Genomic DNA, 21,133 nt, shown 5'->3' with positions numbered 1-21,133 from the left:
CTCTTGGCAGCCTCTTTTTCCTATTCATTCAATAATTTTATAATTTTTATGATTGACAACCGTCCGCTCTTGCAAATCGAGTTCACGGTAGTTTTTCATGTATGTCAAATCCACGATGACTGAGTTTTCATTCACCTTCTCCACAATGCCGCGCAACCCATTTTTAAACTCGATGATATCTCCGACTTTGGCTTTTTTCATCGTCATTCCCCTTTTATCCAATTTGATCATCAGCCGAATTTGCTGCGATGGAGCCACTCGGTGCACTGATTCTTGCAACCGGCTTTTTTACTAGTTTGCCGTATTTTTGAATGCAAGTAAAGGGGATATATGTCCTAAAAAATTGAACGTACGTTCCAAACCAAATCCCCTGCCACCTTATCACCAAAACATGTACTTGACGGTTCACTTCTCTGAATAAGTGTATGCAAAACATGATTGGTTTCCTGTTCTTTCTTGGTTACATAAGTAAGGCACGTGATGAAAAAATCAAGGACAACTTTTGGTGAAGAGCCCCCTCCCTCAAGGGGAATGAAGGGCGACGGCCCGGCGAAGCGCAACGGAGGGCGTTTGCGATTGAAAAAAGGGGCGAAACCGCCCCTTTGTTTTCGTTTATTTGGCAAACACGTGGTTGCCGATGACAACGGTCACCGGGCGAGAGCGCAGCCAGTTGCTTTTCGCCGTTTTCGGATTATAGAAATAGAGCGAGCCGTTTCCTAAACCGCGAAAAGCAAGTGCTTCTTCAACGGCGCGGTAAGATTCGCGGTCAGCCGGTTCGTTGATCGTTCCGTTTGCGACCGGCGTAAACGCGTAATGGCCGCCAGAGCGCTCATAAATGACGTCGCGAATCGTATTCGGAAAATCAGGATGATCGACGCGATTGAGAACGACCGTCGCCACGGCCACTTTCCCGGCATACGGTTCTCCCTTCGCTTCGGCATGAACAAGGCGGGCAAGCAAATCTTTTTCTGCCGTTGTGATGCCGGCATCAGGGATGACGAGTGGTTCGCTAGGGTACAATAGATCGCCTTTGCGATTCTTTTGTTTCAGCTGCTTCAGCGGCACGCCGTATTGTTTGGCGATTTTCCAAAGCGTATCGCCGCGTTTGACTGTATGAATGGTCGCCGCATCGGCATGGCCGGCAAAGAAAAACGTTCCACACAATAGCGCCATCACCCATGCTTTTCCTCGTTTCATCCACATCCCTCCTCTCGTAAACTCGCTACTAGAGTAACAAGGATGGCGTCGTTCTTCATTATCTAAATGATGGAAAAGGGTGCGAAGCGTTGATAGGACGAGTTTCATAGAAACGTTGGAAATTTCTCCGTCAAAAGCAACATCCGGCTTTCCTCCTCCCTTGAAAGCCGGATGTTGAAACGATGAAGACAAAGAAATCAGCTGCGCGGGGTATCCATGTAATGGTAGAGAACGTGGCCGCCACGCTGGGCGATGCCGCGGAACTGTTTGAAATCGGGCTGTTGGATGAGCACGGAGCGGAAGAGTAAAAAATCTTCTTTTTTCACCAATAGTTCAGAGATGACGCCGTTGCGCAGTTCGTTGATTTTTTGAACGGCCCATGCTTCATTCATCATCGATCCCCCCAACCGTTGATGAAATCGCCTTGACAACATTTATCATAACGCAGCCGACGATGCGGATAAATACCCATATTTTGGCCGGGCAAACACCCTTTGCTTGTTCCGACATACAATATGGGTGGGTACGCGCCCCGAGAATATGAGTGAGAAAGGGAGAGGACAATGAATCATTGGAATTCGTATGTGAATCAACCATTTCCGGCGGCTGCCGGCTATAGCGGCGAGACGGGCCCGGCCGAGCCGGCGATGCCGATGACCTACTATCCATCGATGGTGCCGTACAGCTACTGGTGTCCGCCCGCGATGCCGATGGCGCCGTTGGTCAGCCCGGCTTATATGGACGGGCTTGAGAGCTCGGATAGTTTCGACAGTCCAGACAGTTCGAATCTGAAGCCGCCGCTCAGCCTAGGAACCATGCCGAATGTGGCGCCCGCTTCGGCCGGGTCGATGGGCGGAGAAGACAATGCGCCGCTTGCCGGCCATATGGCTCCGTACGGGAGCATGGCGCCAGCTGTCGGCACGGGAGGCGGCCCGACGCCAGCGTTCATTCCCTATATGTCGACGGGGGTGACGCCGGCTGTTGTTCCTAGTAGCGTCCCGTATGCGCCGATGTACTATCCGGTGCCGCACTCCACCATGCCATACGGTGGTTACGCCGCGCCGTGGCTGCCGTCATATGATGGCGGTCCCACCCCTTACGCCCCTGGATGGTCGACGCCGTATATTCCATAACTCATGGAAAAAGACCGCGATAAAGCGGTCTTTTTTTTGCGGGTGGACTCCGTGTCATTGCGCCGAAAAGGTCGGTGAAAACCGGCTGCCGCAAGCAAATCTGCGGCATGGCGCCAAAAAAGAAGGCTCATTTCACTAGACTTTTCTAACCGGGAAACAAATGGAATCGCACGATTTTGTACGAAGTCACCGTCCCTCTAGAAGGGCGGTGATTTACTCGCGCAACTGCTCCCCGGCATTGTTTCTCAAATAGAAAAGCCTTGCAACAATGCAAACTTTTTTTCGTCAACTAAAGGCAACCAATGTTTTTCATCAGCCTCCGAGCAGGGCGGTGATTTGCTGGCCCCACCGCTTCTTAGGATCGTTTCTCAAGTGGAAAAAACTTGCTGCATCAGCCTCTATGTTCACACGTTCCATCACCGATCAAGGCAAACAGCGGTTTTTCACCAGCCTCCTAAGGAGTGGGCGAATGTTTTGTGACGCTTCTGAATGGTATAATAAGCGGTAGTTTCCCGAGCAAGAAAAGATGGAATGTTTGAGAATGCGGAAAGGAGAACGGGTGGAATGGGAATGAAGGAAAAGACAGTGATTGTCACGGGTGGAGCAAACGGAATTGGCAAAGCCATCGCCACAATGTTCGCCAAAAACGGAGCGAATGTTGCCATCGTCGATATGGATGCGGAAAACGGGGAAAGGCTAGCCGAACAGCTGCGAGCGGAAGGAAGGCATGCGGCGTTTGTGAAAGCGGACGTGCGCTGGGCCGCTGAGATTGAGCGGTTTGTCAAGGAAGCGGCCGATCGTTTTGGCGGCATTGACTATTTGATTAACAACGCCGGCGTTTCGCGCTGGAAATCGCCGTATGAGTTGACCGTCGAGGAGTGGGATGACGTGTTGGCGACGAACTTGCGGAGCGCCTTTTTGGCTTCGCGTGAGGCGGCGAAATATATGCGCCGCAACGTCAAAGGAGGGGCGATCGTCAACATCGCCTCGACGCGGGCGCTGATGTCCGAGCCGAATTCGGAGGCGTATGCCGCGTCAAAAGGCGGGCTCATCGCGTTGACCCATGCGTTGGCGGTGTCGCTTTCCCAAGATCGCATCCGCGTGAACTGCATCAGCCCTGGCTGGATTGAAACCGGCGATTACCGCCAATTGCGGAGCATCGACCACGAACAACATCCGGCCGGCCGCGTCGGTCAACCGGATGATATCGCGCGCGCTTGTCTGTATTTGTGCGATGAAGAAAACGATTTTATCACCGGGACGAATCTCATCATTGATGGGGGGATGACAAGGAAAATGGTGTATATTGAGTAGGGAGCAGGGGTTTGCTAAAATAAACGAAATGGAAGTCTTCAAAAGGTGGGATGAGGGAATGAAAATCCGCAAAACGCCGGTCGTGGACGGACAAGCTCCTACGCGCGTTTATCTTTATGAAAACCGAAAAGAGGAGTACATTCTTCTCGCTATTCCGGCGCTTGAGTGGTCCTTTTCATTCTCTTATGAGGAGGAAACGGAAGAGACGGCGCGGCGGTTGGAGGCATCGTTGGAAAAACGGCTCGGTCGCGAGCGCGCCGCCTTGCTGGCGGAGCAGCTGCTCGGTTGGGCGCGGGAAATGTAGCCCGGCGGCCCACGATTTTTGCATGTTAGGGGTTCGATGGGGACGTGTTCAACAAATCAAAAGTCATGGCAACTTATATGATCGGCAGTGTAGTATGGATCGTTGTCACCGATGTCTTGCTCAACGTGCTGCCGGTCGGTCGCGGCGTCTATGCGGTGCTCAGCGCGGCCAAAGGAACGGTGTTTGTGTTGCTGTCGGCCGTGTTTTTGTATCAGTTGCTGAAAAAACGCGAGCAGCTGGAAAAAACGGAGGAAAACGAGCAGCAACTATTGACGCTCATTAACTCGATGCCTGATTTTGTTTGTTTTAAAGACAGCGAAGGACGATGGCTGCGCGTCAATGATTTTGGCCGGCGGCTGTACGGCTTGGAACAGATCGACTATATCGGGAAAACCGACCGCGAACTCGGCGAACGAATGCCGTTTTTCCAAAAGGCGTTTGAGCAGTGCATAGAATCGGATCGCGAGGCATGGGAAAGCGGAACGGTGACGCGCCGCGAAGAATCGTTCGAGACGCCGGACGGGGAAATGAAAACGTTTGATGTGATTAAAGTGCCGCTGTTTGAAGAAAACGGCAAGCGCAAGGGGCTGTTAACGATCGGCCGCGACATCACTCAACAAAAACGAGCCGAGGAGTTGTTGCGCAAGAAAGAAAAACTGTCGGTCCTTGGCGAACTCGCGGCAGGCATTGCCCATGAAATCCGCAACCCGTTGACGTCCATGAAAGGGTTTATTCAAGTGATGCAGGAGACGCGGGAAGTAAACGATCACTATATGCGCATCATGTTGAGCGAACTCGACCGCATCAACCAAATTGTCAGCGAACTGTTGGTGCTGGCGAAGCCGCAAAGCCACGATTACCGCCCGTTTTTGCTCGGCGAGGCCCTTTCGTACGTGATCAGTTTGATCGGCCATGAGGCGACGTTAACCAATGTTTCCGTATCGGTCCATAACAACGCTCCGAAAGCGTATGTGCACGGCGATCAAAACCAAATTGTCCAAGTGCTTTTGAACATTATGAAAAATGCGGTCGAAGCGATGCCTAACGGCGGAACCTTGTATGTCCGCGTTTCTGAAGCTGAAGGGAGCGTCTGCATCGATATTGCCGACACCGGCATAGGCATTCCGAAAGAGCGGTTGCAAAAAATCGGCGAACCGTTCTTTACTTTGAAGGAAAAAGGGATGGGGCTCGGGTTGACGACGAGCATGAAAATTGTCCAAGAGCATAAAGGGACGATGCGGATTGAAAGTGAAGTGGGGAAAGGGACCGTCGTTCATTTAACTTTTCCGTCCGCCCGTGCATCTTAGGCGAACACATCGTTCGGAAGGGGCGAAAAAGATAAAGGGACAAACAGAAGGGAGCGCCGAATGGGAAGCGTTCTATAATCGGTTAAGGGAAACAGATAACAGAAGGGGCGGCCGCCATGTATGAAAACTGAAACCTTCCGCGCATGATAAACGTAATCAAGAAAGGAAAACTGCGCGAGAGGATGTGATGGAATGCTCATCGCCCAACTGGCTGTCATTTTATTCGCCGCCAAACTGGCCGGCGATGCGGTCGCGCGTCTTGGTCAGCCTGCTGTGCTTGGCAAGCTGCTGATCGGCATTGTGCTTGGGCCAAGCATGCTCGGAGTGATTGAAAATACCGATTGGTTGCACGAACTGAGTCAAATCGGTGTCATTTTGCTCATGTTTATCGCCGGCCTTGAAACGGATATCGACCAGTTTAAGCGAACGGGAAAAGCCGCGTTTGCCGTTGGTGTGCTCGGCATCGCTGTTCCGTTATTGGCCGGGTATGCGGCCGGAGCAGCGCTCGGCATGGAGACGGGAGCGGCCTTATTTTTAGGTCTTTTATTATCGGCGACGAGCGTCAGCATTTCGGTGCAGGCGCTGAAAGAGATGGGACGCTTGCAGTCCAAAGAAGGATCGGCAATTCTTGGCGCCGCGGTGATTGATGACGTATTGGTTGTGATCGCTTTGGCGTTTTTGTTGAGTCTTACCGGCGGCGATGTCGATCTCGGCGCGGTTGTGTTGAAAAAAGTGGTCTTTTTTACCGTTGCGGTATTGCTCGCTTGGAAAGCGGTCCCGCTCATCTTGCGGTGGTTTGCCCCGCTGCGCGTGACGGAAGCCGTCGTCTCAGCCGGGCTGATCATCTGCTTTGCCTTCGCTTGGTTTGCCGAAGCTACCGGAGTGGCGGCGATCATCGGCGCTTATATCGCCGGGCTTGGAGCCAGTTTTACCGATTATCGGGAGGAAGTGTTGGATAAAGCTGAAACGATTGGGTATGCGTTGTTTGTCCCCGTCTTTTTTACCTCCATCGGGGTTGCAGCCGACTTTTCCGGGGTTTGGCAACATTGGCCGCTCATTTTCGGTTGGAGTGTGCTGGCCGTTTTGACGAAGCTCGTCGGCGCCGCGCTGGGGGCAAAATGGGCCGGGTTTTCGTGGGGAAGCTCGTTGGCGGTCGGCGCCGGCATGGTGTCGCGCGGCGAGGTCGCGCTCATTATTGCCGGCATTGGCTTGGAAGCCGGGCTGCTTGATGATGAGTTGTTTGCGGTCATGATCATCGTCGTGCTGGTCACGACCATTGTGACTCCCCCGCTTCTCAAAGCGATTTTTAGCCGGTTGCAACCGGTTCGCCAGACCGCGTAAACAAGCTGACGGGCCGGCGATGAAGGGGGAGGGATGTTGGCTTCGATTGAGAGGTTGGCGAACACTAGCGGTTTGCTCCGCTGGTGAGAATCCGAAGGAATGGGGGTAGTGTCGCAACATGTCTCAATTTGTGAAACGAGGTTGATGCTAGGAAACAACATTCTCCTTTACATCGCCAACCTTCTAGGCGGTGCTGTGGTTGCTGCTCAAAAAGCCGGGACTGACGGAAGCTGTCGAAAGGAGGGCTTTTTCCGTCCGCCCCGGTTTGATGGCGATGAGCGGTTTTTTTTGCTTGTTTCCCTGTATCGACGCTATCTTTGGCGAGTTCCGCTTCCGCTTTCGACACGGTTGGATTGGCTACTTTGGCTGACCTTTTTGTCTTCCTTTTTGGACATTTCTATTCCCTTCTTTCATGTAAGATCTAGAAGGCTGGTGAAAAACGAGGATACTTGAGAAATCGACGAAGCTGAATGAGAAACAAAAGCACGTTTTATCAAGGTTTCTGAATTTGAGAAAATATAGGTTTTACCGCGTTGTTAAGTAAATCACCGGTCTCCTAGGAGGCGGTGATTTAAGGGAACAAGCCGCTGATCAAGCTCGTTTCTCCAATAGAAAAGCCTTGTCGCATCAGGATCGCCTTTCAAACGCTCCCCCCATTGTTCAAAAGAAACAACCGTTTTTCACCAGACATTTAGAAAGTATGAAAAAAAGCGGCGACACATCCAGCAACCCATGATCTTTTTTTCATTGAGTGTGAAGGCCGGTCCGGTTTATAATGAGTTCGCATAGGCTCCGAAGCAAACGATCCGCATAGAAAGGAGGAGCTCGATTGGCACAGCCGTTTCGCGTCGAAAAAGCACTGAACAACAATGTGTTGATCGCCTCCCACCCGGCGTATGGCGAAGTCGTTTTGATTGGCAAGGGGATCGGCTTCGGCAAAAAACGGGGGGATGAAATTGCCGAGAGCGCAGTGGAAAAATGTTTTGTGCTGAAAAATGAGCGTGAACAAGAGCAGTATAAAAAGCTGCTGCCTGAACTGAGCGAGGATTTGATCGCCTTGATGAACGAGGTGATTCAGCATATTACACGGCGCGTGGACGCCCCGCTCGATGAGCATATTCACGTGGCGCTGACCGACCATATCGCCTTTACGCTCAAACGGCTCGAGCAAGGGCTTGACGTCAAAAACCCGTTTTTGGCGGAAACGAAAAGTTTGTATCCGCTCGAATATGAAATCGCCGGCGAAGTGGCCGGCATGATTGAACGGCGGCTTGGCGTCGTGTTGCCGGAAGGGGAAACAGGCTTTATCGCTCTTCATATTCATAGCGCCATTTCGAAGCAAACGGTATCGGAAGCCAACCAGTATTCGCAGCTGATCGCCAAGCTTGTTGAGATCGTCGAACAGCAGCTCGGGGTTGAGATCGACCGCGAGAGCATCCATTATTTGCGATTTGTCCGCCATTTGCGCTATGCGATTGAGCGAATGAAAAAAGGGGAAAAAGTCGAAGAACCGAAAAATTTGTCGAAAATCTTGAAAGAAGCGTATCCGCTATGCTACAATTTAGCGTGGAAGCTGATCAAAGTCATGCAGCAAACGATTCGTCAGCCCGCAGATGATGCGGAGGCGGTCTATTTGACGTTGCATTTGCAGCGGCTGGCGGAGAAAAAAAGCGAAACAACGGCATAACGCTGCCTTGCTTTACGTGTTACTGATTCGATCAGGCATGAGTAAAGAGGGCAAAAAGGGACGAAAGCAGCTGGCGTTTGCTGGCTGTTGTAAGCGTTCTTTTTTGCTGCTCTTTATTCATGCTTTTTTTGTTGTGCTGGCCGATCTCAAGGGCTGTTTCTGTGCCGGTGGGCTAGTTTTGCGCCGGCAAAGCCACGCCCTAGATCGAAGGCGCTTTCTCTCTGCTGCTCCGTTTTGCTGCGGATCGCCCACCGCGCCATTTTCGGTACATGAATTTGCCGTTTGCTGCAAAACTTAAGAAAAGGAACCTAAAGGAGGGTGTCACATGAAACGAGCGTTTGGCACGCTGCAAAAAGTCGGGAAAGCGCTTATGCTTCCGGTGGCCATTTTGCCGGCGGCCGGGATTTTGCTGGCGTTTGGTAACGCCTTGAAAAATCCGGCGCTGACCGATAAAATCCCGGCTTTAAAAGCCGATTGGATTGTGCTTGTCTCCAACGTGATGGAGCAAGCAGGCGGCATTGTTTTCTCGAATTTGTCGCTCTTGTTCGCCGTCGGGGTGGCGATCGGCTTGGCCGGAGGAGATGGAGTGGCCGGCTTGGCCGCAATCATCGGCTATTTGATCATGAACGTCACCATGAGCGTCATCTTAGGCGTCAGCGCCGATATGGTCGGATCTGACCCGTCCTATGCCAACATTCTCGGCATTCCGACATTGCAAACGGGTGTTTTCGGCGGGATCATCGTTGGGATTTTGGCGGCGTACATGTACAACAAGTATTTCAATATTGAGTTGCCGCAATATCTCGGCTTTTTCGCCGGCAAGCGTTTTGTGCCGATTGTGACGGCGGCATCGGCGGTCGTGCTTGGCATTTTGATGACGTTCATTTGGCCGCCGATCCAACACGGGCTCAACGCTTTCTCGCATAACATGATTGACGCGAACAAGCCGCTGGCAGCGTTCGTTTTCGGCGTCATCGAACGGGCGCTGATCCCGTTTGGGCTTCATCATATTTTCTATGCGCCGTTTTGGTTTGAATTCGGCGAATATGTCAACAAGGCCGGCCAAGTCATTCACGGCGATCAAAAAATCTTTTTCGAGCAGCTGAAAGACGGAGTAAAGCTGACGGCTGGCACGTTCATGACCGGGAAGTTTCCGTTTATGATGTTCGGTCTTCCGGCAGCGGCGCTCGCCATTTATCATGAAGCGCGTCCGGAAAACAAAAAGGTCGTGGCTGGTATCATGGGGTCGGCGGCGTTAACGTCGTTTTTGACCGGGATTACCGAACCGATTGAATTTTCGTTCTTGTTCGTTGCTCCGGCGCTGTTTGCCATTCACTGCGTCTTTGCCGGCTTGTCGTTTATGATCATGCACCTGCTGAACGTCAAAATCGGGATGACGTTCTCCGGCGGCGTGATTGACTTCCTGCTGTTTGGCGTCTTGCCGAACCGGACGGCTTGGTGGCTTGTCATTCCGGTTGGCTTGGTGTTCGCCGTCATTTATTACTTCGGATTCCGCTTTGCCATCCGCAAGTGGGATTTGGCGACGCCGGGACGTGAAAAAACGGTTGACGAAGCGCCGCAGACCGAGGCGGCCGCCGGCGATCTGCCGTATGAAGTGCTGGCCGCTTTAGGCGGGAAAGAAAACATCGAACATTTGGATGCGTGCATCACCCGCCTCCGCGTCTCGGTTCATGACATCGGTCAAGTGGATAAGGAGCGGCTGAAAGCGCTCGGCGCCGCCGGGGTGCTCGAAGTTGGCAACAACGTGCAGGCGATTTTTGGACCGAAATCGGACATCTTAAAAGGACAGATTCAAGACATTATGCAAGGAAAAACGCCGGTCAAAGCGAAAGAGGAAGCGAAAAAAGCAGCGCCGGCCGCAGCGCAGGCGGAACGGCTCGCCTCGCCGCTCGCCGGGGAAATCGTCCCGCTGTCCGAGGTGCCCGATCAGGTGTTTTCGCAAAAAATGATGGGCGACGGCTTTGCGGTTATGCCAACGGAGGGCACTGTCGTTTCCCCGGTGGACGGGAAAATTTTGAACGTATTCCCGACCAAGCACGCGATCGGCATTCAATCCGTCGGAGGCCATGAAGTGTTGATCCACTTTGGGATTGACACCGTGAAACTGAATGGCGAAGGGTTTGAAGCGCTCGTGAAAGAGGGCGACGCGGTAACAAAAGGACAGCCGATTTTGCGCGTTGACCTCGACTATGTGAAGCAGAACGCGCCATCGATCGTGACGCCGGTCATTTTCACGAACTTGCAAGCGGGCGAGACGGTGCGCGTCCATAAGCAAGGCACGGTCGCTCAAGGAGAAGACGGTGTGGTGGAAATCGGCTGAACAGCCGGCTGATCGGTTGGGGCGGGAGGACAAGCGTTTTCCGTTGCCTCCTCGCTCCAGCATTTGATATGATGGCAAGGAAAATAATGATGAAAGAAAAGGGGATTGATGAACGATGGCAGAAAAAACGTTTCAAGTCATTTCTGACTCCGGCATTCATGCCCGCCCGGCGACGGTTTTAGTGCAAACGGCGAGCAAATTTAACAGTGAAATCCAACTTGAATACAACGGGAAAACCGTCAACTTGAAATCGATCATGGGCGTGATGTCGCTTGGCATTCCGAAAGGGGCAACGATTAAAATTACGGCGGAAGGGGCCGATGCAGCAGAAGCGATGGCAGCATTGACGGACACGTTGGCGAAAGAGGGTCTCGCGCAGTAATGGAAAAAACCATCCATGGGATTGCTGCATCGAGCGGTATCGCCATTGCCAAGGCGTACCGCTTAGAAACCCCTCATTTGGCGGCTGAAAAGCGAACGATCGCTGACGTCGAGGCGGAAGTGGCGCGGCTTGAGGCGGCGGTCGCCAAGGCGAAAGAAGAGCTCGAGGCGATCAAGCAGCACGCGTTAGAGAAGCTCGGCGAAGACAAAGCTGCCATTTTTGCCGCCCATTTGCTTGTGCTTGATGATCCGGAACTGTTGAACCCGATCAAAGAAAAAATTCAAACCGAACAAGTGAATGCCGAGTATGCGCTTGAGGAAACCGCCTCGTTTTTCATTTCCATGTTCGAAGGAATGGACAATGAATACATGAAGGAGCGGGCCGCCGACATCCGCGATGTCACGAAACGCGTCCTCGCCCATCTGCTCGGGGTCACGATCTCGAACCCGAGCCTCATTTCTGAGGAAGTCGTCATTATCGCCGAAGATTTGACGCCGTCTGATACGGCGCAGCTCGACCGGCAATATGTCAAGGGGTTTGCGACCGACATCGGCGGACGGACATCGCATTCGGCCATTATGGCCCGCTCGCTCGAAATCCCGGCCGTCGTCGGCACGAAGGCGGTGACGGCGGAAGTGAAAAACGGCGATATCGTCGTCATCGATGGGCTCGATGGACAGGTCGTCATCAATCCGTCGCCGGAGCGGCTCGCCCATTATGAAGAAAAACGAGCCCGCTATGAGGCGCAAAAGGCGGAATGGGCGAAACTCGTCGATGAGCCGACGGTGACGGCCGACGGCGTCCACGTCGAGCTGGCGGCCAACATCGGCACGCCGGACGATGTAAAAGGGGCGCTGGCAAACGGAGCGGAAGGCATCGGCTTGTACCGGACCGAGTTTTTATACATGGGCCGCTCGGAGCTGCCGACGGAGGAAGAGCAGGTTGCCGCCTACCAAACGGTGCTTGAACAAATGAATGGCAAACCGGTCGTCGTCCGCACGCTTGACATCGGCGGCGATAAAGAGCTCCCGTATTTAAACTTGCCAAAAGAAATGAACCCGTTTTTAGGATTCCGGGCGATTCGGCTTTGCTTGGAAATGCAAGACATGTTCCGCACCCAGCTGCGCGCCTTGCTGCGGGCGAGCGTGCATGGCAACTTGAAAATCATGTTCCCGATGATTGCCACGCTCGAGGAATTCCGCCAAGCGAAAGCGATTTTGCTTGAAGAAAAAGAGGCGCTCCTCCGCCAAGGTGTGCCGGTCGCCGATGGGATTGAAGTCGGCATGATGGTGGAGATCCCGGCCGCGGCGGTGATGGCCGATCAGTTCGCGAAAGAAGTCGACTTTTTCAGCATCGGCACGAACGACTTAATCCAATATACGATGGCCGCCGACCGGATGAATGAGCGCGTTTCGTATTTATATCAACCGTACAATCCGGCGATTTTGCGGCTCATCAGCCACGTCATCGACGCCGCCCACCGCGAGGGGAAATGGGTTGGCATGTGCGGGGAAATGGCCGGCGACCCGATTGCGATTCCGATTTTGCTCGCCCTTGGCCTCGATGAGTTCAGCATGAGCGCCACTTCGATTTTGCCGGCGCGCGCTCAGTTGAAACAGCTGACGAAAGAAGAAGCGGCCCGCATCAAAGAGACGGTGCTGTCGCTTGGCACGGCGGAGGAAGTGGTAGCGTTGATCAAACAAACGTTCCATATCGCCTAAATGAAGGCGCGGTGACATTCGTGTTCGCCGCGCTTTTTTTTTTTTTCAGCGAGCAACGAAGGATCCCTAGTATCAAGGAAAGATTTATGAATAAGAAGCTAATCCTATAGACGGGGGACGATTGTCCTTCTATAATGAAACGTAGTTCGACAAAAAGAGGAAATAGAGGGGAGAAATAGACTGTGTTTCGAACATTGCGAAGCAAACTCATTGTCTTAATGGTAACTTTATTAGTTCTCTCGTTGGCAGTCACCCAGCTTGTCGGAGTGATGCAAATGCGCTCCATGGTCAATGCGGATGCAAAACAGCGCGCACAATCCGCCATTGAGAGTTTACTAAGGGATATACATCTTAGTTTTCAGAGTGAGGAAAATGGGTTAGTGCAGCTCGCGCATTCCCCTTCCGCCATGGAGATGTTGCATAACGAGAAACAATGGGGAGAATTGCAAAAGCAGTTTCAAACTTTCTTGCAGCTCAATCGAAGCGTGCAATACATTTATATGGGAACAGAGCAAAAACGTATTTACGTGACGCCCTATGCACAATTCCCAAAGGGCTATGATCCAACTACTCGGGTATGGTACAAAGAAGCTGTAAAACGTCCTGATGAAGTCGTATGGACGGAGCCATACATTGATGCCATTACAGGAAAATATGTCGTAACTTTAGCCAAAGCTGTCAGTGAGAATGGACACACAATGGGTGTGATCGGCATCGATATGTCACTGGATTCCGTGGAAAAGATCGTGCGCGCTACCGACGTTGGCTACAAAGGTTATCCGGTACTATTTGACAAAAAAGGAGTTGCAGTCGTCCATCCGGAATTCAAAGGAAAAAATATGGCCAATGATCGAGAAGTTCAATATATGCTTGAACATGTCAGTGGTTCGCGCCAATTTCAACGTGAAGGCGAAGAACGAATCGTGTATTTTACCACGATTCCCGAATTAGGATGGAAAGTAGGAGTCGTATATAAACAAAAATACTTATTGGCAATGAGCAATGAACTTGGAACACATATGATTATCATTACAATTATCGCCTTGATCGTTTCATCGACAGCCGTGTACTTCTTGGCTCGCTCTATTACTCGGCCGATTGCCGCGTTACAAGCACAAGTGGAAAAAGCAGCTGAAGGCGATTTGACTGCCCATGTGAACATTGAGTCAAAAGACGAAATTGGTGATTTGGCTCGCTATTTTAATAAAATGATTGAGCACATGAGGGAATTAATAGGAGAAGTGAACCGTTCGGTCCAAGAGCTTTCTGCCTCGGCTGATCATTTTAGCTCTGTAGCTGAAGAGACGATGTCCACGAGTGAACAAGTCACAAATGCTATTGGTGAGATCGCCAAAGGAACAAGCGAACAAGCAGAGAGTCTCGATACAATGAACGAACGGACATCATCATTGTCACAACAAATTGAATCGGTGACCACAGCGACATCAAGCATGGAATCGTTGTCCTCTGAAACGAAGACGGTAAGCTATGAAGGGCTGGAGCATTTAAATCAATTGCAAACAAAATCTGAAGAAGCGAAAAACGAACTGGAATCGGTGGAACACGTCATTGATGATTTAGTGAAAAAGATGGCTGAGATCGATGAAGTCATTCAAACAATTACAGCTATTTCTGGACAAACGAACTTATTGGCATTAAACGCCAGCATCGAGGCGGCTCGCGCTGGAGAGCATGGCAAAGGGTTTGCCGTGGTTGCCGATGAAGTGCGCAAATTAGCAGAACAATCGGCCAAGGCGACGGAAATGATTCGTGGAACAATTGTTGCTATCCAACAGCAAGCCGGATTGGCTATTGAGGCAGTAAACCGTTCAAAACAAGCTTATCATGAGCAACGGGAAGCTGTTCATATTACTGGTGATTCGTTTGTAAAAATTACTCAGATGATGGAGCAGTTAGCCAATGCTCTTACGAATGTGATGGAAGAAGCGAAACGAATGAATGAAAGCAAAGACGATGTCATCCATGCTATGCAAAATATTGCTGCTATTGCTCAGCAGTCTGCCGCCGCGGCCGAGGAAGTAGCTGCTTCAGCTGACGATCAACTGCAGGCGCTGGCAACAGTGACAGAATCGGCTGAGGCATTAAGCGAAATGAGTCGCCAATTAAAACAGTTGGTAGAAAAATTCAAACTTGCATAACGTTACCTTGGTTTGAATGCCCCCCTTTTCAGCGGACAGGCCTTACCTGTCTGTTGATTAAGGGGGGCAGTAACATAGATGGGACAGACTCTTGAGCGAGGAGGAAGGGTGAAAAAGGCATATCGGTTTTTTAGCTTTATGTCTTAGGCTGAAAAACGTTGCAACATCAAGTTCGTTTTCCGCAACGTTCATGTCACGACCGAGGGAAGTCGCTCACTTTTACCATGTTCTTACCCGCGATGATACAAACGCGATTGGTTTGTCAGCCACTTCACTGCCCCATTTTCGCTTTTTTATGGGGTGCTGACATTATATTTTACTGATTCTCACAAATACGGTCATAATGACGTCGAGGAAATCATTAGTGCTGACATTATATTTTGTTGATTCTCACTATTCCAACAATGATAATGAGTTGAATTTTTTTAAGTTTCTGCGTCGATTTTAACGGGCAATAGTGTTAAAATAAACAGTGAAAACGTTTATTGTCGTTAATTTGCCGTTCATTCGGGAATAATGGTAGCCAAATGGGAGTGCGGCGTCTTGCTAACTGCTGTTAGCTTGACCCGAGGGATATGAAAACAAGTTGGAGGTTTTTTCACGATGGCAAATCAGACCAACTATGCTCAACCGTGGAGCCAGTTTTACGGGCCGAACCTCGGTTACGTCATCGAAATGTACGAACAGTACCTCGATGACCCGAACAGCGTCGACCCAGAACTGAAGCAGCTGTTTGAACAGTGGGGGGCGCCGCTGTTGGAAGAACCGGTTTCTTCCGAAGCGGAGGAAGCAACGAAAACGCATCAAACGTTCCGGCTGCCGGAAACACCGACCGTATTCAGCAAGCTTGTCGCCGCCGTCAAGCTGGCGGACAACATCCGCCATTACGGTCACTTGGCAGCGGACACGAATCCGCTCGTCAAAGAGGAGAAAACGTTGCGCCGTTTAGAGCTGGAGGAGTATGATTTAACCGAAGACGATTTGAAGCGCATTCCGGTTGCGTTTCTTTGCCCGCATGCCCCGGCGCATGTCAAAAACGGCTGGGACGCCATCTTGCACTTGCGCAAAATCTATACCGATAAAATCGCCTTTGAATTCTCGCAAGTACATAATCTAGAAGAACGGAACTGGCTCATCCAGCAAATAGAATCCGGAGCGTACTACCCGAGCTTGGCGAACAAAGAGCGGGTCGCTTTGTTGCGCCGTCTGACGGAAGTGGAAGGATTTGAAAAGTTCATCCATCGGACGTTTGTCGGGCAAAAACGGTTTTCCATTGAAGGCTTGGACGCCATGGTGCCGCTATTGGACGAGTTGGTTCGCCAAGCGATCGAGCATGAAGTCGACGCGGTCAACATCGGCATGGCGCACCGCGGCCGGCTGAACGTGCTTGCCCATGTGCTTGGCAAGCCGTACGAAATGATTTTCGCTGAATTCCAGCATGCGGAAAGCAAAAACTTTATCCCGTCAGAAGGAGCCGTTTCCATCACTTATGGCTGGACGGGCGACGTCAAGTATCACTTGGGAGCTGCCCGCCGTTTGCGCAATCAAAACGCCCATACGATGCGGATCACGCTCGCCAACAATCCAAGCCATCTTGAGGTCGTCAATCCCGTTGTGCTCGGCTACACGCGCGCCGCTCAGGAAGATCGGGCGAACCCAGGCGTGCCGGCGCAAAATACGGACGCGTCATTTGCCATTTTGATTCACGGCGATGCGGCGTTTCCGGGGCAAGGCATTGTGGCTGAGACGTTCAACCTCAGCCAGCTGCGCGGCTATACGACCGGAGGGACGATCCATATCATCGCCAACAACATGATCGGCTTTACAACGGAAAGCCATGACTCGCGCTCGACGACGTATGCGTCCGATATGGCGAAAGGGTTCGAAGTGCCGGTGGTGCACGTCAACGCCGACGATCCAGAGGCCTGTTTGGCGGCGGCGTGCTTGGCGTTTGCGTACCGCCAGCGGTTTAAGAAAGACGTTGTCATCGATTTGATTGGCTATCGTCGCTTCGGCCATAACGAAATGGATGAGCCGATGGCGACGAATCCGACGATGTATCAACTCATCAACCAACATCCGACCGTGCGTCAATGGTATGCCCAAAAATTGGTTGAAAAAGGGATTTTGACGGAGCAAGAAGTGGAAGAAATGGAGCACGAGGTCGCCGAACGGCTGAAAATCGCTTATGAGCGAGTGCCGAAAAACGAAGATGAGCTCGATTTCATTATGGATCCGCCGAAACCGGTCGTCGATCGGCTGCCGGAAGTGAAAACAGGTGTGGCGAAAGACGTGCTTCATCGCATCAACGAGGAGCTGCTCCAGTTCCCGGCCGACTTTCATGTGTTTACCAAGCTGGAGCGCATTCTCAAACGGCGCAGCGGCGTCTTTGCCGAAAATGGCAACATCGACTGGGCGCACGCGGAAACGTTGGCGTTTGCCACGATTTTGCAAGACGGCGTGCCGATCCGCTTGACCGGCCAAGATTCGCAGCGCGGCACGTTTGCCCAGCGCCATTTGGTGCTGCACGATGTGAAAACGGGCAAAGAGTATGTTCCGCTTCATCACATCAGCGGCGCGAAAGCTTCGTTTGTCGTGTACAACAGCCCGTTGACAGAAGCGGCCGTGCTCGGCTATGAATACGGCTATAACGTCTACGCGCCGGAGACGCTCGTGCTTTGGGAAGCGCAGTTTGGCGATTTTGCCAACATGGCGCAGGTGATGTTCGACCAGTTTATCTCATCAGGACGGGCGAAATGGGGGCAAAAGTCCGGGCTTGTCATGCTTTTGCCGCACGGCTACGAAGGGCAAGGACCGGAGCATTCAAGCGGGCGCGTCGAGCGGTTTTTGCAGCTGGCCGCGGAAAACAACTGGACGGTCGCCAACTTGTCTACTTCGGCGCAATATTTCCATATTTTGCGCCGGCAAGCGGCACTGTTGCAAAAAGAAGAGGTGCGTCCGCTCATCATCATGACGCCGAAGAGCCTGCTTCGTCACCCGCTGGCTTCATCGGATGCCGATGCGTTCGTGAACGGCTCGTTCTCTCCAGTGCTTGAGCAGCCGGGGCTAGGGACGAACGCCGGCAAAGTGGAGCGAATCGTATTCGGCACCGGCAAACTGATGATCGATTTGGCGGAGCAGTTGAACAAAATGGAAGGGCTAGATTGGCTGCACATCGTGCGCATCGAGGAGCTGTACCCGTTCCCGGAAGAAGCGTTGAAAGGCATCATCGCCCGCTATCCGAACGTGAAAGAGATCGTCTGGGTGCAAGAAGAGCCGAAAAATATGGGCGCTTGGACGTACATGGAACCGCGCTTGCGGGCTTTGGCGCCCGCTGGCGTCGATGTCGGCTACATCGGACGGCGCCGGCGCGCGAGCCCGGCGGAAGGTGATCCGGTCGTTCACCGGAAAGAGCAGGAGCGCATTATCCGCTGTGCATTAACGAAACACGAATGATGATTATGGAACGTTTGAGGAGGGCATCAACGTGGCTGAAATCAAAGTCCCGGAACTAGCAGAGTCCATCACCGAAGGCACCATCGCTCAATGGTTGAAAAAGCCGGGCGACTACGTGGAAAAAGGCGAGTCGATTTGCGAGTTGGAAACGGATAAAGTGAACGTTGAAATCATGGCTGAAGAGTCGGGCGTTTTGCAGCAGCTGTTGGCAAATGAAGGCGACACGGTCGCCGTCGGCCAAGCGATCGCCGTTATTGGTGAAGGAGCAGCAGCCCCAGCGGCCGCCCCGCAAGCGGCATCGCAGCCGGCCGCTGAAACGGAGCCGGCCATGCCGGACGCCCGCGCGGACCAACAGGCGCCGCAGCCGCAGCCGGCCGCTGTCGCCCAAGCGCCAGGACAGCGCCCGATCGCTTCGCCGGCGGCGCGGAAAATGGCGCGCGAAAAAGGCATTGATTTGACGCAAGTGCCGACCGTTGATCCGCTTGGGCGCGTCCGCAAGCAAGATGTCGCTTCGTTTGCCGCTCAGTCGGCCGCCGTGCCGCAAGCGGCGCCGCAACCGGCTCCGACGGCGCCATCCGTTTCGACGCCAACTCCGGAAAGCGGCAAGCCGGTTATCCGCGAAAAAATGTCGCGCCGTCGGCAAACGATCGCCAAACGGCTGCTCGAAGTGACGCAAACGACGGCGATGTTGACGACGTTTAACGAAATTGATATGTCCGCCGTCATCGAGCTGCGCAAACGGAAAAAAGACAAATTTTTCGAAGAGCATGACGTGCGCCTCGGCTTCATGTCGTTTTTCGTCAAAGCAGCCGTGGCAGCGCTGAAAAAATATCCGTATGTCAATGCCGAAATTCAAGGCGATGAAATTTTGCTGAAAAAATATTATGATATCGGCGTTGCCGTGTCGACCGACGAAGGGCTTGTCGTTCCGGTCGTGCGTGACTGCGACCGGAAAAACTTCGCCGAAATCGAGCGCGATATCGCCGAGCTGGCGGCGAAAGCGCGTAGCAACAAGCTGTCGCTTGCCGATTTGCAAGGCGGCACGTTTACGATCACAAACGGCGGCGTGTTCGGCTCGCTTTTATCGACCCCGCTCTTAAATGGCCCGCAAGTTGGCATTTTAGGGATGCATTCCATCAAACTGCGTCCGGTCGCCATCGATGAGGAACGGATCGAAAACCGGCCGATGATGTACGTCGCCCTGTCGTACGATCATCGCATCATTGACGGCAAGGAAGCGGTTGGGTTCTTAAAAACGGTGAAAGATTTGATCGAAAATCCGGAAGACTTGCTGCTGGAAAGCTGATTAGGAAGGAAAAGAGGAGCCTGCGATGTGCGGGCTCCTTCTTTTTCGCTGGCTGGGGCCGGTTGGGGAATTTTCACCTTTTCTTGTGGAAACATATTCAAAATAAGAGAAGAGATACTTGCCATCATCCTGCGCCGCCGCTTATATTGGAAAGGTGCCAACGTGCACAAAAGCAGGTTTCTCGATGCACGAACAAACACGACGTTACGGGTGGCGATGGTTAAGAAAAGAAAACAAGCCTACAAACAACAAAATCCCCCCGAGCGTCTTATATGTGCTTATATATTCCTTTAGCATTTGCAAGTATTCTTGAGAGTCGACAGAGCCGCCCATCGATCGAACCCATGATGATGCAAGCCGACTCCCCAATTCAGGGCTGTTTAACATGAGCAACAATCCAATGAGAGAAAGAATGAGTGAAACAAACTTCATCCTGCTAGGGTCTTTGAACATATTTTTGTATACCTCCTTTTTAACGGCCGTTTATGCTAGAAGGCTGGTGATTTACAAATGCTACTCTCTACCAGTGTCTCAAAAATTGAAAAACCTTGCAACACCATAACTTCGTTCTTTGTGATTGATCACCAATCAGGCGAATCCCATTGTTTTTCTTGAGTCTTAGATGAAGAACAAAAACAGAAGCAAGTTTCATGGGAAAACTTGCTTCTGTATTCTTACTGATAACAGAACATTACTCATAGTAATAAAAGCACACCCCTACAGGTTTAGCTGCATATCCATATCCTACTTTAGAATCCCATCCAATAAGGGGGTCGTACCAAACATCAAAATTATAAACTTTGTAATACGGTCTAGCAATAATGGTATAGGTTTTTCCCGCTGGAACTCGAATTTGATAGGTGTCTGTAACTTCATAAGATTTTGTCACATTAAATCCCAACGTTGCTGAAACTGTTTCAGCGCTTATATTTGTGTTCGATGACCATGTGGCAGAAACACCTTGTTTTACAGACATGGTAGCTGTTGATGGTCCTTTAAAGGTAGATTGTCTTATTATTTCTATTCCGCATGCCTCACTAGTAGTAATGTTTTTTAGATAATAACCAGTTCCTAATTGCGGAGTCACTACAGAACGGTCATTTGAAAGGGACAATTCTTGTGTTTGAGTGTATGCGATCGAAACCCCAACTAGTTTTTTCCCGTTTGGTGCAGGAACAGAAGTTTCTAATCGTTTAAGAACTTCTGGGTCTGTTATTTCAACTACTTTATTCCCGTTTTGAGATACAACTACTTTCGATTCTTTGGTTCTATCTAAAAACCCATTTAATGTCACATTTGCCTTGTTGTTCAATGAACACTCTGTATTTGAAGTCTCTTCTTCAGCGGAAGCGATGATGCTACTCTCCACCAACAACAGACTAAAAGCTAACGAAAAAACAAAAAATAATTTTGTGAGATTTCCTAAGGTATTTTTTATCATTATTGTTACTCCTCCTATTGTAGTTATCAAAACAATCAAAGAAC

The 21,133-nt window shown here is 51.4% G+C and carries 18 protein-coding genes; 13 read left to right on the top strand and 5 right to left on the bottom strand.

Annotated features, from left to right (window positions below; translation table 11 throughout):
- Positions 1 to 24: 24 nt before the first annotated feature.
- The 3 genes from NST29_RS12910 to NST29_RS12900 form a co-directional block, all read right to left on the bottom strand.
- Entirely contained in the window at positions 25 to 201 is a 177-nt protein-coding gene (locus NST29_RS12910) for a DUF2187 family protein (RefSeq protein WP_081897190.1), read from the bottom strand.
- 411 nt (positions 202 to 612) lie between these two features.
- On the bottom strand, positions 613 to 1,197 hold the full coding sequence (locus tag NST29_RS12905; RefSeq protein ID WP_033017671.1) for a cell wall hydrolase: 585 nt from the start codon (positions 1,195 to 1,197) through the stop codon (positions 613 to 615).
- A 197-nt stretch (positions 1,198 to 1,394) separates the two neighbouring features.
- Positions 1,395 to 1,589 carry a hypothetical protein gene (locus NST29_RS12900; protein ID WP_033017672.1) on the bottom strand — a complete coding sequence of 65 codons (195 nt, stop codon included), beginning with the start codon at positions 1,587 to 1,589 and terminating at the stop codon, positions 1,395 to 1,397.
- Between the two features lie 171 nt (positions 1,590 to 1,760).
- On the opposite strand from NST29_RS12900, the gene NST29_RS12895 reads away from it, so the two are divergent.
- From NST29_RS12895 to odhB, 13 genes are all read left to right on the top strand, one after another.
- On the top strand, positions 1,761 to 2,330 hold the full coding sequence (locus NST29_RS12895; RefSeq protein WP_033017673.1) for a hypothetical protein: 570 nt from the start codon (positions 1,761 to 1,763) through the stop codon (positions 2,328 to 2,330).
- Positions 2,331 to 2,894: 564 nt separating this feature from the next.
- Entirely contained in the window at positions 2,895 to 3,644 is a 750-nt protein-coding gene (locus NST29_RS12890; protein ID WP_033017674.1) for a glucose 1-dehydrogenase, read from the top strand.
- Between the two features lie 58 nt (positions 3,645 to 3,702).
- Positions 3,703 to 3,948, top strand: coding sequence for a YueH family protein (locus NST29_RS12885; RefSeq protein ID WP_033017675.1), 246 nt, complete (start codon positions 3,703 to 3,705; stop codon positions 3,946 to 3,948).
- A gap of 44 nt (positions 3,949 to 3,992) precedes the next feature.
- Positions 3,993 to 5,255, top strand: a complete 1,263-nt coding sequence (locus NST29_RS12880) for an ATP-binding protein (RefSeq protein WP_033017676.1) — start codon at positions 3,993 to 3,995, stop codon at positions 5,253 to 5,255.
- Positions 5,256 to 5,447: 192 nt separating this feature from the next.
- Positions 5,448 to 6,596 carry a cation:proton antiporter gene (locus NST29_RS12875; RefSeq protein WP_033017680.1) on the top strand — a complete coding sequence of 383 codons (1,149 nt, stop codon included), beginning with the start codon at positions 5,448 to 5,450 and terminating at the stop codon, positions 6,594 to 6,596.
- Between the two features lie 199 nt (positions 6,597 to 6,795).
- Entirely contained in the window at positions 6,796 to 6,966 is a 171-nt protein-coding gene (locus NST29_RS12870) for a hypothetical protein (RefSeq protein WP_165570901.1), read from the top strand.
- Between the two features lie 459 nt (positions 6,967 to 7,425).
- Positions 7,426 to 8,283, top strand: coding sequence for a transcription antiterminator (locus NST29_RS12865; protein ID WP_033017684.1), 858 nt, complete (start codon positions 7,426 to 7,428; stop codon positions 8,281 to 8,283).
- A 325-nt stretch (positions 8,284 to 8,608) separates the two neighbouring features.
- Positions 8,609 to 10,624 (top strand): glucose-specific PTS transporter subunit IIBC, encoded by a 2,016-nt coding sequence (gene ptsG, locus NST29_RS12860; protein WP_033017685.1) that lies wholly within the window; start codon positions 8,609 to 8,611, stop codon positions 10,622 to 10,624.
- A 115-nt stretch (positions 10,625 to 10,739) separates the two neighbouring features.
- Complete coding sequence (locus tag NST29_RS12855) at positions 10,740 to 11,006, top strand: phosphocarrier protein HPr (RefSeq protein ID WP_033017686.1); 267 nt, start codon at positions 10,740 to 10,742, stop codon at positions 11,004 to 11,006.
- Positions 11,006 to 12,727, top strand: a complete 1,722-nt coding sequence (gene ptsP / locus NST29_RS12850; protein WP_033017689.1) for a phosphoenolpyruvate--protein phosphotransferase — start codon at positions 11,006 to 11,008, stop codon at positions 12,725 to 12,727. The genes NST29_RS12855 and ptsP overlap by 1 nt, the downstream gene beginning before the upstream one ends.
- A 182-nt stretch (positions 12,728 to 12,909) precedes the next feature.
- Positions 12,910 to 14,886, top strand: a complete 1,977-nt coding sequence (locus NST29_RS12845; RefSeq protein ID WP_339232224.1) for a methyl-accepting chemotaxis protein — start codon at positions 12,910 to 12,912, stop codon at positions 14,884 to 14,886.
- Positions 14,887 to 15,489: 603 nt separating this feature from the next.
- Positions 15,490 to 18,342 carry a 2-oxoglutarate dehydrogenase E1 component gene (locus NST29_RS12840; RefSeq protein WP_339232222.1) on the top strand — a complete coding sequence of 951 codons (2,853 nt, stop codon included), beginning with the start codon at positions 15,490 to 15,492 and terminating at the stop codon, positions 18,340 to 18,342.
- A gap of 31 nt (positions 18,343 to 18,373) precedes the next feature.
- On the top strand, positions 18,374 to 19,648 hold the full coding sequence (gene odhB, locus NST29_RS12835) for a 2-oxoglutarate dehydrogenase complex dihydrolipoyllysine-residue succinyltransferase (RefSeq protein WP_033017694.1): 1,275 nt from the start codon (positions 18,374 to 18,376) through the stop codon (positions 19,646 to 19,648).
- 204 nt (positions 19,649 to 19,852) lie between these two features.
- Here odhB and NST29_RS12830 read toward each other — a convergent pair whose 3' ends face one another.
- Both NST29_RS12830 and NST29_RS12825 read right to left on the bottom strand, forming a co-directional pair.
- Positions 19,853 to 20,101 carry a hypothetical protein gene (locus tag NST29_RS12830; protein WP_033017696.1) on the bottom strand — a complete coding sequence of 83 codons (249 nt, stop codon included), beginning with the start codon at positions 20,099 to 20,101 and terminating at the stop codon, positions 19,853 to 19,855.
- 238 nt (positions 20,102 to 20,339) lie between these two features.
- Positions 20,340 to 21,089 carry a DUF6426 family protein gene (locus NST29_RS12825; protein ID WP_033017698.1) on the bottom strand — a complete coding sequence of 250 codons (750 nt, stop codon included), beginning with the start codon at positions 21,087 to 21,089 and terminating at the stop codon, positions 20,340 to 20,342.
- Positions 21,090 to 21,133: the final 44 nt, after the last annotated feature.

It is taken from the genome of Geobacillus sp. FSL W8-0026 (assembly GCF_037966255.1).
GTDB classification, from domain to species: Bacteria; Bacillota; Bacilli; order Bacillales; family Anoxybacillaceae; genus Geobacillus; species Geobacillus icigianus.
This window is presented reverse-complemented; position numbering and strand designations above follow the sequence as displayed.

Bases quoted from the DNA above. Each gene is read 5' to 3' on its own strand.
- NST29_RS12910 (WP_081897190.1), bottom strand. From the start codon at position 201: ATGAAAAAAGCCAAAGTCGGAGATATCATCGAGTTTAAAAATGGGTTG.
- NST29_RS12905 (WP_033017671.1), bottom strand. From the start codon at position 1,197: ATGAAACGAGGAAAAGCATGGGTGATGGCGCTATTGTGTGGAACGTTT.
- NST29_RS12900 (WP_033017672.1), bottom strand. From the start codon at position 1,589: ATGAATGAAGCATGGGCCGTTCAAAAAATCAACGAACTGCGCAACGGC.
- NST29_RS12895 (WP_033017673.1), top strand. From the start codon at position 1,761: ATGAATCATTGGAATTCGTATGTGAATCAACCATTTCCGGCGGCTGCC.
- NST29_RS12890 (WP_033017674.1), top strand. From the start codon at position 2,895: ATGGGAATGAAGGAAAAGACAGTGATTGTCACGGGTGGAGCAAACGGA.
- NST29_RS12885 (WP_033017675.1), top strand. From the start codon at position 3,703: ATGAAAATCCGCAAAACGCCGGTCGTGGACGGACAAGCTCCTACGCGC.
- NST29_RS12875 (WP_033017680.1), top strand. From the start codon at position 5,448: ATGCTCATCGCCCAACTGGCTGTCATTTTATTCGCCGCCAAACTGGCC.
- ptsG (WP_033017685.1), top strand. From the start codon at position 8,609: ATGAAACGAGCGTTTGGCACGCTGCAAAAAGTCGGGAAAGCGCTTATG.
- NST29_RS12855 (WP_033017686.1), top strand. From the start codon at position 10,740: ATGGCAGAAAAAACGTTTCAAGTCATTTCTGACTCCGGCATTCATGCC.
- ptsP (WP_033017689.1), top strand. From the start codon at position 11,006: ATGGAAAAAACCATCCATGGGATTGCTGCATCGAGCGGTATCGCCATT.
- NST29_RS12840 (WP_339232222.1), top strand. From the start codon at position 15,490: ATGGCAAATCAGACCAACTATGCTCAACCGTGGAGCCAGTTTTACGGG.
- NST29_RS12830 (WP_033017696.1), bottom strand. From the start codon at position 20,101: ATGTTCAAAGACCCTAGCAGGATGAAGTTTGTTTCACTCATTCTTTCT.
- NST29_RS12825 (WP_033017698.1), bottom strand. From the start codon at position 21,089: ATGATAAAAAATACCTTAGGAAATCTCACAAAATTATTTTTTGTTTTT.